The sequence below is a fragment of the Candidatus Falkowbacteria bacterium genome (assembly GCA_018674305.1).
In the GTDB taxonomy this organism is placed as follows: Bacteria; Patescibacteriota; Patescibacteriia; order UBA11705; family JABHMO01; genus JABMRF01.
This window is the reverse complement of record JABHAL010000013.1, coordinates 99,914-113,893: the sequence shown is the minus strand read 5'-3', so window position 1 is coordinate 113,893 and position 13,980 is coordinate 99,914. Positions and strand designations below refer to the sequence as shown.

11 protein-coding genes are annotated in these 13,980 nt (G+C 37.4%); 4 read left to right on the top strand and 7 right to left on the bottom strand.

From position 1 onward, the window contains the following. Nucleotides 1-10: 10 nt before the first annotated feature. Entirely contained in the window at nucleotides 11-514 is a 504-nt protein-coding gene (locus HN643_05180) for a hypothetical protein (protein MBT7501031.1), read from the bottom strand. 511 nt (nucleotides 515-1,025) lie between these two features. Between HN643_05180 and HN643_05175 the strand changes: the two genes are divergently transcribed. The 4 genes from HN643_05175 to HN643_05160 all read left to right on the top strand — a co-directional run bounded on the left by HN643_05175 (nucleotide 1,026) and on the right by HN643_05160 (nucleotide 4,060). Then, nucleotides 1,026-1,400, top strand: a complete 375-nt coding sequence (locus HN643_05175) for a hypothetical protein (protein MBT7501030.1) — start codon at nucleotides 1,026-1,028, stop codon at nucleotides 1,398-1,400. Nucleotides 1,401-1,559: 159 nt separating this feature from the next. Continuing rightward, on the top strand, nucleotides 1,560-2,141 hold the full coding sequence (locus tag HN643_05170; GenBank protein ID MBT7501029.1) for a cyclic nucleotide-binding domain-containing protein: 582 nt from the start codon (nucleotides 1,560-1,562) through the stop codon (nucleotides 2,139-2,141). A 166-nt stretch (nucleotides 2,142-2,307) separates the two neighbouring features. Next, nucleotides 2,308-3,651, top strand: a complete 1,344-nt coding sequence (locus tag HN643_05165; protein ID MBT7501028.1) for a hypothetical protein — start codon at nucleotides 2,308-2,310, stop codon at nucleotides 3,649-3,651. An 88-nt stretch (nucleotides 3,652-3,739) separates the two neighbouring features. Then, nucleotides 3,740-4,060 (top strand): hypothetical protein, encoded by a 321-nt coding sequence (locus HN643_05160; protein ID MBT7501027.1) that lies wholly within the window; start codon nucleotides 3,740-3,742, stop codon nucleotides 4,058-4,060. A 43-nt stretch (nucleotides 4,061-4,103) separates the two neighbouring features. Here the strand turns inward: HN643_05160 and HN643_05155 are convergent, their stop codons facing one another. The 6 genes from HN643_05155 to HN643_05130 form a co-directional block, all read right to left on the bottom strand. Then, a complete protein-coding gene (locus HN643_05155) occupies nucleotides 4,104-5,792 on the bottom strand; it encodes a CTP synthase (GenBank protein ID MBT7501026.1) in 1,689 nt (562 codons plus the stop codon). Between the two features lie 96 nt (nucleotides 5,793-5,888). Continuing rightward, nucleotides 5,889-6,332, bottom strand: coding sequence for a 50S ribosomal protein L9 (rplI, locus tag HN643_05150; protein ID MBT7501025.1), 444 nt, complete (start codon nucleotides 6,330-6,332; stop codon nucleotides 5,889-5,891). A gap of 70 nt (nucleotides 6,333-6,402) precedes the next feature. Further along, nucleotides 6,403-7,674, bottom strand: a complete 1,272-nt coding sequence (locus tag HN643_05145; protein ID MBT7501024.1) for a S41 family peptidase — start codon at nucleotides 7,672-7,674, stop codon at nucleotides 6,403-6,405. Between the two features lie 8 nt (nucleotides 7,675-7,682). Further along, a complete protein-coding gene (murA, locus tag HN643_05140) occupies nucleotides 7,683-8,936 on the bottom strand; it encodes a UDP-N-acetylglucosamine 1-carboxyvinyltransferase (protein MBT7501023.1) in 1,254 nt (417 codons plus the stop codon). Nucleotides 8,937-9,035: 99 nt separating this feature from the next. Next, nucleotides 9,036-13,769: a hypothetical protein gene (locus HN643_05135; GenBank protein ID MBT7501022.1), complete on the bottom strand. Its 4,734-nt coding sequence runs from the start codon at nucleotides 13,767-13,769 to the stop codon at nucleotides 9,036-9,038. A 22-nt stretch (nucleotides 13,770-13,791) separates the two neighbouring features. Further along, nucleotides 13,792-13,968: a hypothetical protein gene (locus HN643_05130; GenBank protein ID MBT7501021.1), complete on the bottom strand. Its 177-nt coding sequence runs from the start codon at nucleotides 13,966-13,968 to the stop codon at nucleotides 13,792-13,794. Between the last annotated feature and the right edge of the window lie 12 nt (nucleotides 13,969-13,980).

Genomic DNA, 13,980 nt, shown 5'->3' with positions numbered 1-13,980 from the left:
TTCTAATATTTTATTCTTTCATCGCTAACATTTTTTTAAAAGCTCTTTTCATCACCTCTTTGATTTCACCACCATCAATAGTTAAATTAAAACCATAACCATCATGCCCAGTGGAATAGCCGATTGTTTCACCAAAAAAACTCACCTCACCTTCTTCATGATCATCATAATCTTCTGAAGGTCTTATAACTCTCCTGTCAAACAAAGCACTTGTATCAAGTTTTATCTTCATCTTCTGAGCTACCAAACTGAAAATACTTTCCAACTCATCCTCCAAGTGAAAACCCATACCAAAATCACTACGTGCGTCTTCAAATGCTTCCAATTCTTTATCTGCCCAATCAACCATTTGATCAATATTTTCCGTTGAAAACTCGACTTTATTGAATTCATCTTCATCTAAACATAAACCTAAATCATCATAGCTTTCTTCAGCTACTTCTTCTTCATGTTTAGTTTCCGCTGTTGGTGGCGGTGGCACAGGTTGGTTTGTAGGAAAACCTTCAAAATTCATAGGTTTGTAATTTATTTATTTAAAACAATGAAAAGCCCCTCGATTGGCGGGCTTTTCACTCTCATCATCTATTATAGCAAACTTTTTCTATTTTGTCAAGTTTTTTTCCTAAATTAAGTTTAATCATTGACAAAAATTCACCTTCATGCTATACTTTTCAGTTCGGTTAATCATTTTGATTTGCCGAATACTTCAACCAATGGCTTGTTTTTCCGGACCGCTACCCTACTGCTAAGCAGGAGTGAGTAGTAACCAGAGAAGGATTGGTCAAAGGAGGTTCTTTGTCATGATTTATTTAGCATCAGTTCAACCCAATGTAGCATCAGAATCTTTTGGTTTCCTTCTTATGGCAGGTATTATTGGCGCAACCGTTATAACCTATCTATCCTGGCTCTACCTTCCTAAACTTTTCAGAATACTCTTTCGAGAATCGCTAATCGCGTTAAAAGGCAAAACTTTCTACGTCCACATCCGAACCACTGACGGTCGCAAAACTGACATGGAAAGTCTTGTGCTTAATCAACTGCTCAGTCATGGCGCGATAGGCCGTTTCCAAACCGCAGATGATGTTGATCTGTATTGCCCTACTTCAAGCGACGATAATGTAACTGAGAAAATTTCCATGCCTAATTCAGAAGATTGTTATACTCTTATTGGGCGGCTAAAAACGTATCGACACACTGATCCAGATCAAGCAATCTCAACTCGAGTTCTACTTGATTTCAGGGTAATTGACTTCCAAAATCAAATCATCTTCGCCAACTCAGAAAAAGAATATTCCCAGCATACGGAGGATCGTGATCAAGACTACCTTTTACATAACACAATGAAGGAATTAGCCAGGGTTATCGGCAATCAGATTGCCAACCACCTGGCAAACAAATAATACCCAACCCTCACTTTTCTGAAAAGTGAGGGTTTTTGTTTCAAAAATCAAACTCTTCACCATTTACAACAACTCTGGATAACCCCCTTTCATTTTTAGAAAAATATGCTAACATATAACTGTGTAAGTTAACTTAACGTCACAAAAAAGGAGGTCACTATGGATTCTGACTTTATTGATGGAATATCTGAGGAATTTGCCAAAGCAATTTATATTGAAATGCAGTTGTCACTATTTGATGACATTGATCCAAAAACAGCAATCTGGCTATTGCAACAGTGCACAAGAAAAACTTTTTCCCTTGACGACACAATAATGATGGAAGGAGAGGAAGGCAAGGATCTCGTCCTCCTTCTCTCCGGTGAAGCCGTCATTAAGGTAGGCGGAGCAACCGTATACAAGTTCGAGAAAGGAGCCATCATCGGCGAAAGTGGGGTGGCAAAGAAAACATTTCGGCGAAATGCGACCGTGTTGGCCGGAAGCAGTAAAGTTCAGGTCTTGGTAATCACACAAGAAAAGCTCAGTGATATAAGAATTGAGATGCCTGAAGTTTTCACAGAGATTTACATGAATCTTCTAAACATGGCCATTGAAAAGCTGGGATTTGCCAACGACACAATCCAACAAAAGATTGAAGCTGGGGCAGAAAAAGACAGTGAAAACCTTGAATTAACCAGAGAACTTGAACACAAAAATTGGCTTAGACGACTGGCCGTAACACTCGGCTTTAGTCAAGCTTAATAGTTCTTTCAATTAAAATAAAGGCGCTCCTCTCCGAGTCGCCTTTTTTCTTTGACAAAAATATGGTAAAATAGAATTATAATAGACAAAATACAACATGAAACATGTAGCATGTAACACCATTCCAGCGGTTGATACATGATTCAGGATTCATGATACATGCATTATGCCAAACAAAAAACAAAAAGCTTACGTCGTTGCTGTAGACATGGGCTATGGCCACCAGCGCGCTGCCTGGCCATTAAAAAAACTTGCTCACAAAGGAGAAATTATCAACGCCAATAATTACCGAGGCATTCCAAAATCTGACCGTGAAACCTGGAAACACTCTCGCGAAAGCTATGAATTCATTTCTCGTTTCAAAAAAGTTCCCTTAATTGGCAAACACGTTTGGAATCTTTACGATAAACTTCAAGAAATACCACCCTTTTACCCAAAAAGAGACTTATCTAAACCAAGTTTACAAGTACGGTCAATTTATTCTTTGATCCGAAGAAAAAAATGGGGAAAGCATCTAATTGACACCTTAGCAAAAAAACCACTCCCCATTGTCACTACTTTTTTCATAATTGCCTATATGGCGGAGGAGTTTAATTACCCAGGTGAAATCTATTGTTTAGGAACTGACACTGATTTAAGTCGCGCCTGGGCACCACTTGATCCTAGAAAAAGCAGGATTAAATACTTAGCACCAAATCCTCGCTGTGAAAAAAGGCTCCGTCTTTATGGAGTTAGATCTGAAAATATTTTTGTAACTGGGTTTCCCCTACCAGAAGAACTGGTTGGTGGACCAGAAGAAACTATTCTAAAAAAGGAATTAGGTTATCGCCTATATAGTTTAGATACCAAAAAAGTTTATTTAAAAAATTACCAAGACACTGTTATCAAGCATCTGGGGAAAAAGAATTATCCTAAACGTGGTGATCATGTCTTAACCCTAATGTTTGCGGTTGGCGGAGCTGGTGCGCAAAGAAACTTAGGCATAGATATTGTAAAAAGCTTGAAACAAAAGATCAAAGAAAAGAAGATCCGAGTTGTGTTAGTGGCCGGTATTCACAATGATGTGAACACCTATTTCAAAAAAGAAGTTTGTAATCTTGGTTTACGTAGCGAGCTAAACAAAGGTGTTAAAATAATTCACGGCACAGACAAAGCTGACTACTTCCGCAAATTTAATCAGATCATTAAACATACTGACATTTTGTGGACCAAGCCTAGTGAATTAAGTTTTTATACAGCGCTTGGCTTACCTATCATAATGGCGCCACCAATTGGTTCTCAAGAAAAATTTAATCGTCGTTGGCTACGAACAATCGGTTCAGGCATCAACCAAGAAAATCCTGAATTCACCGAGCAGTGGCTATTTGACTGGCTAAATAGTGGTTGGTTTGCTGAAGCAGCCATGCAAGGATTCTTGGAAGCATCGACCAGCGGGGCCGACAACATTGAGAAAATATTAGCGCACAAAGAAGAAGCTATCAGTAAAATTAAAAAAATCCTACAATATTAAGAAAAACCAAGTTCTAATTGACAAAAAATTGTTAATATTATAATATATAAAAATGTATTGATATTTATTTGAAATAGAGGTGAACATTTTGTACAAAGACAAATACAGATTTGATTTTATTTGTTGGGATAAAAACCTAAACTACTGGATAACACAAAGTAATGACACCTGGCATACATTTGAGAATGACAACCTTGCTATTCTCGCAGCAGAAGTTAAAATTGAACAAAAACTTAAACGCGGAGCTGGAAAAGTTAGTTGTACTGTCCAATTCATGAAAAGTCAATTTGTCGCCATAAGACACGTTATTACCTTACAAAGACCAAAATCAGCTTTTCGCAAACCTAGTTGTCGAAGCGGTAATACACATATTCAAAAAGTTACACCACCAAACAGGAAAAAAAACTAAAAAAGACTCATAAGAGTCTTTTCTTTTTTTACCACATTCTATACTAATAATTCGTTATTGATAAATTGCCATCATGTTTTTTTTCTACTTCAAATTTATCAGAATCTTCTTTTCCCAGGCACGCCTCTATAAAAGCATTAAACAAAGGATGACCCTGAATTGGTCGTGATTTAAATTCAGGATGAAACTGTACACCGACAAAGAAAGGATGATCAGGTACTTCAATGATTTCGATCAAATTACAATCTGGTGACTGCCCGGCGAACAATAAACCACCGTCTTCTAATTTCTGACGATAATCATTATTAACTTCATAACGGTGCCTATGTCGTTCAGAAATTTCTTTTTCATTATACGCCTTATAACTAATAGATTTTTCGTCCAAAACACAAGGATATGCCCCCAATCTCATAGTTGATCCATATTTACCTTCTTGTAAATTTTTAATTTGCCCCGACATAACATGAATAACTTGATGCTCGCCATCGGGATCAATTTCTGTGGAGGTAGCGTCTTTGATCTGGCAAACATTTCTAGCAAATTCAATAGTAGCTAATTGCAGGCCATAACATAAACCAAAAAATGGAATTTTATTTTCTCTTAAATATTGGATAGCAGAAATTTTACCTTCTATTCCCCGACTACCAAATCCGCCAGGAATTATCACTCCATCGTATTGCTTTAATTCTTCTAGCTTTGCTGGATCATTTTCATAAACCTCACAGTTGATCCATTGAATGTCCGGCTTTTTGCCATGAAACCAACAAGCATGCTTTACCGCTTCAATCACAGAAATATAAGAATCCTTCAATACAAAGTCTCCAGTTTTGAAATATTTACCAACTATACCAATTTTAACAGTTTCCGTAGCTGCTTTAGCTGTCTCCAAAAACTGTTGCCAATCAGCCATACCCTTAGCCCCCAATTTAGGTACCCATCCAAATTGCTTGAGAATTTTTTGACCGATTTTTTCTTCTGAAAAATTTATTGGGATATCATAAATTGATTCTACATCTGGAGCAGAAATAATATGATCAGGGAACAAATTACCAGAAATGGCAATTTTTTGTTTTCGAATATCATCCAATGGTTTTTCTCCACGGCACAAAACAAAATCTGCCTGAATACCAGCTGAATTCAAAGTCCGAACTGCATATTGAGTAGGCTTAGTTTTCATTTCTCCAAGTTTAGAAGGAACTGGCAAATAAGAAACAAGCACAAAAATTACATCGTGAAAATTGTGCATTTTCATCATACGGGCAGCTTCAAGGAATAACATATTTTGATATTCACCAATTGTACCACCAACTTCTACGATCATAATTTCAGCTTCACTTTTTTTGGTTGCCTGTTCAATTCGGTAAATTATCTCTTCCGGAATGTGAGGTACAACTTCCACGCACTTTCCTCCATATTCCAAATTTCTTTCACGCTCAATTACTGTTTGATAAACTCGCCCGGTGGTCATGTAATTATCTGACAAAATATTTCGACCCAAAAAACGCTCATAATTACCAATATCCTGGTCAGTTTCATCGCCATCCTCAGTTACAAAAACCTCACCATGTTCAGTTGGATTCATGGTACCAGCATCCACATTAATATAAGGGTCAATTTTAATAGCTGAGACTTGATAGCCATGCCCTTGTAATATTCGTCCCATTGAAGCTGCGGCAACGCCCTTCCCCACTCCACTCATCACGCCACCGACTACAAAAATGTATTTTGACATATTATTCAGGTAAAAATCCAAAGTTAAAAGTTTACAGTATAGTTTTTAAATACAGATTTACTAATAGATACTTTTACTTTTTAACTTTTACCTTATTTATTTCTCACTTGCAATCAAGGTAATTTCACTTTTTAAACCAGAATCAACATTAACTGGGACCTTATACGTACCCGGTTTTTTTATTGGTTCCGCTAATTCAAGTTGTTTAATTTTCAGAGAGACACCCTTATCTTGCACAGCTGTAATGATTTTTTCTTTTGTTATCCCTGCAAAAAAAGTTCCACCTTCACCAACTTTTTCGTGAAAATTGACAACAATAGCTCGAAGCTTATTGGCTAAGGCTTCTGGTGAAGACCCTCGACCAGCTGATTTAACGGCTGGCTGCGTTGCCAGTTTTGAGTACTTGGCAACATTACTATCTGAAGCTGCCACGGCTATCTTTTTAGGCAACAAAAAGTTACTAGCATAACCATCAGACACATTTTTAACTTCCCCAGCTCTTCCCAAAGATTCAAAAGATTTTAATAAAACTACTTTCATATAATTTATATTTACAAAAAGGAGAGTGTCCCCTCCTTTTTGTTATTTGTAAAATTTCTTAAATTGATTTCTATTTGAACTGTTTAATGGCCTCATCTAACTGTGGGTCTTTTTCTTCCAAATAATCTTCACTGGTAATTTCAACTTCAACATCTGGTGCGATTCCTTCGTCATTAATACTTCGACCCAGCGGAGTTAACCATTTGGCGACTGTTACTTTCAGTGAAGACCCGTCTGGTAATTTTCTCACAGACTGAACTGATCCCTTGCCATAACTTTTTTCACCATAGATTTTGGCAATTTCATATTCTTGCAATACACCAGCAACGATTTCAGATCCTGAAGCACTACCTTGATTAATCAACGCTACTGTTTCATATTTAGCAAATGGAGTTGAATTACCAGCATTGTATTGAATTTCTCTGCCATCACCAAATTTTTCAGTTAACAACAATTTATCTTTCTCTATCCAGTAAGAAGAAATATCTAGGGCCACGTTAAGCAATCCTCCTGGATTATTACGCATATCCAATACCAACCCTTTCGGATTAACCTTTGCTACTTCTGCCTCTAAATCAGAGAATAGCTCCAAAGTATCTTCATTAAAAGCACTTAATTCAATGTACATTATACCATCCGAACGATAGTCCCATTTAACGCTTTTCAATTCAATTACACCACGGGTAATGATAACATCTTGAGCATCCCCACTCCCTCTAACTATGAGAAGTGTTACTTGTGACCCCTTTGGTCCTCGAATTAATCTAACTACCTTGTCTAAATTCATTCCCATAACCTCCTGACCATCGACAGCGTAAATTTTGTCACCAGCTAGTAAACCAGCTTTATCGGCTGGCGTACCTGACAGCGGAGCAATAACAGTAACAATCTCATCTCGTATGCCAATTTGCGCGCCAATACCTTCAAATTCACCTGCGATTTGTTGTTCAAATTCTTTCGACAATTCGGGATCTAACAAAACGGTATATGGATCTCCAGCTCCCTCAACAAATCCTTCAAGAGCATTATAAAAAAGTTCTTTTTCCTCCAAAGTGTCCTTGTCAACATATTCAGTTTGTAATATTGTCCAAACTTGTTCAACTAAACGATTATCAAACAATTTGGATAATTTGGTTGCTTTATAATATTCAGGGTCCACTTTAAAATTAATTTTACCTTCACTAATTTTTCCAAAAACATAACCACCAGAAAAGAACAAAATACATAAAACAACAATCACTATGCTAACTACAATACTTTTTTTTGTTTTGGTTTTTGGTTGTATCAATCTTCGTCCGGTTGGATCCAGCTGGCCTACATTTTTATTTTCGATTGTCTCCATAATTTTTTTTATTTACTTCTAATAATTTTAGCGCCTAATTTTGATAAACGTTCTTCAATTTTTTGGTAACCTCGATCTATTTGGTAAATATTATCAATAACTGTCTGCCCTTCTGCCATCAGACCAGCTAAAAGCAATGCAAAACCTGCTCGCAAATCCGGACTTTCCAAATGTCTGCCATACAGTTTACTCGGCCCACTTACAATAACCCGATGTGGATCACACATAATTATATTAGCACCCATTTGTTTTAATTTATCAGTGTAAAATAATCGTCCTTCAAAAATTGTTTCATGAACCAAACACATTCCCTCAGCTTGAGTCAATAAAACTGTGAAAGGCTGTTGCAGATCTGTTATAAAACCTGGGTATTCATGTGTAACAATATCAACTGCTTCAAGATCCTTAGTTTTACAAACTTCCACCCAATCTTCTCCTAACTCATAATCAACACCCATTTTATCAAACATTGCCCACAAAGCTTCCAAGTGATCTGGTCGACAATTTGTAACTCGAATTGGATCACCACACAATGCTCCAAGAATTGCAAAACTACCAGCTTCAACACGATCAGGCAAAACCTCGTAAACATCTGCAGTTAATTTATCAACACCTTCAATCGTAATTGTATGAGTGCCAGCTCCACTGATTTTTGCACCACAACTATTTAAATATTCCGCTAACTCCGGAATTTCTGGCTCACAAGCTGCATTTTTCAAAATCGTTTTACCTTCTGCTAAAGTTGCAGTCATCATTAAAACTTCTGTAGCAGTAACTGAAATCTTTGGAAAAACAAAATTCATACCAACAAGTTTATCAGCTCTAAAATGGTAATGATCTTGATTTTCTCTTACTTCTGCACCAAACTTACGAAATCCATCAATGAAAATATCAATTGGACGTTGCCCAATTGCGCAACCACCAGGGTGAGGTAATCTAACTTCGCCCTGACGTAATAAAATTGGCCCAATCAAAAGAATTGAAGCTCTTATTTTATTAACCAACTCTGGATTTAAATCTGTTTGAGTAATTTTTGAAGTTTGCATTACAATCTGACCATTACTTCGTTCAACCTTACTACCAGCAAATTCACACAATTCGAGAAGACGATTAATTTCTTCAATATCTGGGACATTATTAATTGTAATTTTTTCTTCAGATAATAAACTAGCGGCAATGATTTTCAAAGCTGCATTTTTGGCTCCACTAACGGTAATTTCACCTTTTAGCAGGTTACCTCCTTGAATGATAAAACTTGACATATTTGAGATAAAATTATTACATATAACTCTTGATGTAGTTTAACATATTTTTTTCAAAAAATAAAGAAGGCTTTGATTTAGCCTTCTTTACTAAATATTTTAATATTTTACAGTATAAATTGCGTCTCTGAGCTGATTATTCATTGCGGACAAATTGGAAGCTAATCTACCTTTAATCTCCTCAACTGCTGACGTGTCACCTGCCGCCTCAGCAGCATGCAAAGCACCTTGCATTTCGTATATATCTGTAGCTTGCCGATAAGTATCTGATACAAATTTTTCAGCTAACTTAACATCTGTAATCCCCTGATCTTTAGCTACTTTAACTGCTTCTTGAATCCAGTCGTCACGTAAAACTGCTCCGTCACCATTAGCAATCGTTTCATTTGTTGGAGGAATGGCATCATTAATATATTCATTAGCTCTATCATATGGAGTGCCTACTAATTCCGTATCCCCAACCGCAGGTTCAGGTGCTTCAACTACTGGTTCATTATTATAATGCACAAATGCTTCTCGATATTTCACGGGAATTCTTTTGTAATTATTATCAATCTTTTCTTCTAAGATCTTGGCCGCTTCATTATCTCCAGCTTCTTTGGCATCAGCTAAAGCATCCTCAAGTCGAACAATTCTTCGAGCATGATTAGCTACTTGATTCTGCTTAACTTCACCATCTTCATCTAAACCTTCTAAATCGGCCAAATATCCTTTGCGAATGATCCCCTCATTTTGCATTTCTCCAACGCCCGGATAATCACTACGGTGAAGCTTTGTAAATTCAGCTGCTCGCTCTGTTGGAGTGCCCTCAAATCCTGCTGGTTCTCCAGTCTCAGCCGGTTCATCGACAACAGATTGTTCCAACTCGGCGCCAGCCTCACCAGCATTAACTTCAACCTCCGGTACTTCACCTACTCCGCTTTCAAATACAGGGCCATACTTATTTTCTGTTTGATTTACAATTAAATCAATGTTCCTACCAAGCTTAGCGACAGCTTCAGCATCTCCGCTTGCAGCTGCCCTTTCCATAGCTTGCTGAAGATTAAAAACGCGACTCGCTCTAGATTCAATAGCTTGTTGAGCAAGTGCTGGATTATTTCCTGCACCCCTGGCATGATCAACCCAATCATCACGCAAAATATTATTATCAACTAATTCCGCTCTATTCAATCCACGGCTATCAGATTCCATATATACTTCACCGGGATTACTTGTGTCCATCCTTGGTTCAGCTGGCGCTTGTTCTGTTTCCGTAGCTAGCTCTTCAGCTGGAACCTCCTCAGGCTCAACAATAGACTCTTCTGCCAGAACCTCTTCAGGTTCAAGATCAGGATCAGCAATAGGTTCTTCAATTGGGGCTTCAGAAACTGGTTCTGAAGCTTCGGCTACTGGCAACTCAACTGACTTTTCAACTGCTGCCACTTCTAAGTCCTTTGGTGCTTCAATGGTTTCACCTAAAACGGTTTTAACTGAACCATTTTGCCAAGCTTCAGCTGGCAAATCCCGAAATCTTAATTGGTCATGTTCAGTTAAATGATGATCTGCCATTTCAATTTTCCAGCCACCCATAGCTTCTGGATCCTGAACAAAAGATAATTCTGCTCCAGCATGTGGTGTAAATGGATAACCATAATGATATTGACCATCGAATTTCACCCAATCGTAACCAAGTCCTTTTAATTGTCCCATTTTCCAGTCATGAATAAACTCATTAAAAGATTCTTTGGCTACTGTTTCATTGCCACCCGCACTTTCCAAAGCTTCTTCCCACTGAGATGGAAACATCTCCTGACCATGATCCATTGTTTCTATGTCCATAATACGACTAACGCTATCACCATCACCAAATTCAAATGTTTGTTCTGGATAGGTCGCGTCTAATACAGCTTCAACTGCTGGAACTGGGTGTTCTTCTACTACAGCTGTTTCGACTTCAGCTGCTTTAACCGCAGCTGTTTCAACTTCAGCGCCGGTAACTCCAGCATCATCTTCTGGTAAAACTGCTTCGCCCGGATAATCCACTCCAGCGACAAGCTCTCGCTCTGGTCCAGGTGTACCCTCTGCCACGGTTGGCGTAGGTTCAACTACTTCACCCCCACCACTTGCTCTTGTATCGGAGACCTCGCCGGCAGCGGCTTCTCCACTACCAAAGGCCATTCCCATTAATTTACGCTGAACTACACCTGAAGCAAATAACGCACCAATTTCAACCGCGATAACTTTTCGTACGGTTCTACGGGTTTCATTACTCCACTGTTTTTGCAAAGCTTCACTCTCTGCTCTTTCATCAATTGCATTTAGTTTTTTAGCCAATATTTCTTCTAACGCGTTGACCTTTGCCTCAACCCTTTTTTCTTTTTCTGCCACAGCGGTAACAAAAGTTTCCATATCATTCAGAACATCTTCTTGCGCTTGTTTTTTAATCAATTCATTATTGGACAAAACTTCATTAAGATGAGATTTAAAGTCATCATTCATTTCCCAAGCCTCAAGGTTAATGGAAAAAAGATTAATATCTTCTTCAAACCCATGTTTCCTTACCTTCATAATCTTCTTAACACTCTCAGTTGTATATATTTGCTGATAATATTCAGCTGGATTCTTTGTTCCTTTTGCTGAAAGCTGATCTAAAACAACTTGTATGTCTGGTGGTAAATTTTTGTAACGTTTATCCAAAACATTTTGACATGCTTGAGCACGTTTATACTCAGGACTTTTTTTCCTTTGTGCTGCAGTTCCTTTTACCTTGTTTAATTCTTGTTGTCGGACAAAAGTTAAAATTACATTTCGAATATAATCGTCAGTTCGATGAATGGCTAACTCTCTTAGATGTTCCGCTCTAGCCTCAACTGCCCTTTCCAATCTTTCTCTATCTTCTGCTCCAATCTTGGCTTTTTCTGAAGACACATCTTGCGCTTTTAATCCATCAATTACACCTTTCATTCGACGAGCTTTTTCTTTAAGTAACATTTGATATTTTGGATCTTCAGAAATTTTTATTCCATTTCTAACAACAACTGTTTGATAATATATCAATACTTTTTCCAACTGATCATCTGGTAACTCTATTGCTTGTTCAGCTTGCAACTCTACTGTTTTCTGTTGGATTAATCTTTTACGTTCTTTTAATTGATTGGCTAAAGCTAAATATCCTGGATCTTCACTCTTCTCACTCCGAGATAAACCATTTTTTCTAACATATTCATCCATTTGCTCTTGTATAGCAGCTTCTTTGTTGGCTAAAACTCCCTTGATTTGTTTTTTGTATTCCTTTAGTTTTGATTTTATTTCAGGAGATAAAGGGATTTTTGTACCTTTTCTTTTGTCTGCCCAATTCATCAATTCATATGAACCCATTGAACCACCAACAAAACCAAAAGCTCTTGAAGCTGCAAAATAAGCTCCACCGAATGCGCCAGCAGTTGCTAAAACTGGGGCTCCCGCTACTAAACTTGCACCCATTAAGCCGAGACCAACGTAAAGTCGGCCTTTATTAAATTTTCTAATATATTTATTATTGCGATACAGATCATAGACCTTGCTACCCCAACCTTTTTCTTTTTGAAAAGCTTCTGCCTTTGCATCAGACAAAGCCATTTGTTCACTGGTCCATTTTTCCATTTTGGCAGCTACTGTTTCCGCTCTAGCCTCCATATAAGTATCCTTAGATTCCTGCAGTCCTTCCATGTCTTTCAAATATGCCCCTGAATTTGTAGCTCGACGAATCCAACCAACCACTCCACCAAATTTTTTAGAAACTTTAGCATACTTATCAGCATAATTATTTCTTTTAACTTCCAATAGATGCGGTTGAAGCAATTCAATTACTTTATTTCTAAAGCCACCTTCTTTTGGTAACGCGTGAACCAATGGACTTTCAATCGCAGGATTACTTTTTACAATAAGATCAACCATGTCTTGTAATTCTTTTTTGTCATAAATCTTGCTACCTACTGTTAAATAATCTGGTAACAAGGTTTTTAAAGATTCAAAGCTAGTAGCTTTTACAACTTCAGTTTTAATTTCAGCAGAACTACCGGATTCTATTTTCACATCTTGACGATTGACAATATGATCTTTGTCTCCTATTCGGATCATAATCCCCTTTCCTTTTTTCGCCAATCCAGTCACGAAGCCAGCTAATTTCTCTCCTTTTTCATTGGTCCAACTAACCACTTGCCCTTTTTCTAAATCAATGTTCAATTTCTTTGCTTCTTGTTCGATTGCTTGCATTTCCGTTACTGGGCTACCAAGATCTTCAGCTGACCCACCAGATGAAATAGCGTTCAATTTTTCCACAAAAGTATCTATTGCTTTTTTTGCTCTTTCTTTTAACTCTTCAGCCTCAGTAAATTCCGGCAATTTTTCCAACTTATTCATTAGCTTAACAAATTTTGCAAATTTTTCCTTGGCCTGTTGAACAAACTCATCCTTTCTTTTTTCAACCTTTTCTGCATCACTTTCTACTGACTCTTCAGCCTCAGCGCCTTCAGAAGCTTCAGGGACTTTATAACCTTTTTCTAAATGAATCTCTTCGGATAATTTTAAATTAGCTTTAATGCTAACAATAGCTTCATCAATAGAAATCATCTCACCGCCGTGTCTATCAAGGATTTTAATGTCCTCACTTTCAGTGGCCAGTTTATTTAATTTCTCAAGTGCTTCTTTTACACCACTAATTCTTGCTGGACTATAATAAAGCTTGCCATCAGAAACACCATCCGGCACTTGTGTTCGGTTATAATAGTTGCGAGCTTGAATTGCTAATTCCTTGGTAACGTCTTTCTCCTTTGGAGCAGGTGCTGGTGCTGAACTCTCTGCTGTTGATGCCATATGTTTATACTTTATTTAATTATTACTCTGATATTTTTTTAACCTCATCTAAAACTTGTTGAATGTCTTCATGATCAACTTTTTTAAAGGCTTGGTTAACTAAATGATTACCCTGTTTTTCTAAATCTCTCATTTGCAAAACGAATTCGTCATAAGCTGCTTGCATTTGAGCAATTTTTTGTTTATCTATTTCGGACATAAAAAAAACAAG

Bases quoted from the DNA above. Each gene is read 5' to 3' on its own strand.
- HN643_05180 (MBT7501031.1), bottom strand. From the start codon at position 514: ATGAATTTTGAAGGTTTTCCTACAAACCAACCTGTGCCACCGCCACCA.
- HN643_05170 (MBT7501029.1), top strand. From the start codon at position 1,560: ATGGATTCTGACTTTATTGATGGAATATCTGAGGAATTTGCCAAAGCA.
- HN643_05165 (MBT7501028.1), top strand. From the start codon at position 2,308: ATGCCAAACAAAAAACAAAAAGCTTACGTCGTTGCTGTAGACATGGGC.
- HN643_05155 (MBT7501026.1), bottom strand. From the start codon at position 5,792: ATGTCAAAATACATTTTTGTAGTCGGTGGCGTGATGAGTGGAGTGGGG.
- rplI (MBT7501025.1), bottom strand. From the start codon at position 6,332: ATGAAAGTAGTTTTATTAAAATCTTTTGAATCTTTGGGAAGAGCTGGG.
- HN643_05145 (MBT7501024.1), bottom strand. From the start codon at position 7,674: ATGGAGACAATCGAAAATAAAAATGTAGGCCAGCTGGATCCAACCGGA.
- murA (MBT7501023.1), bottom strand. From the start codon at position 8,936: ATGTCAAGTTTTATCATTCAAGGAGGTAACCTGCTAAAAGGTGAAATT.
- HN643_05135 (MBT7501022.1), bottom strand. From the start codon at position 13,769: ATGGCATCAACAGCAGAGAGTTCAGCACCAGCACCTGCTCCAAAGGAG.
- HN643_05130 (MBT7501021.1), bottom strand. From the start codon at position 13,968: ATGTCCGAAATAGATAAACAAAAAATTGCTCAAATGCAAGCAGCTTAT.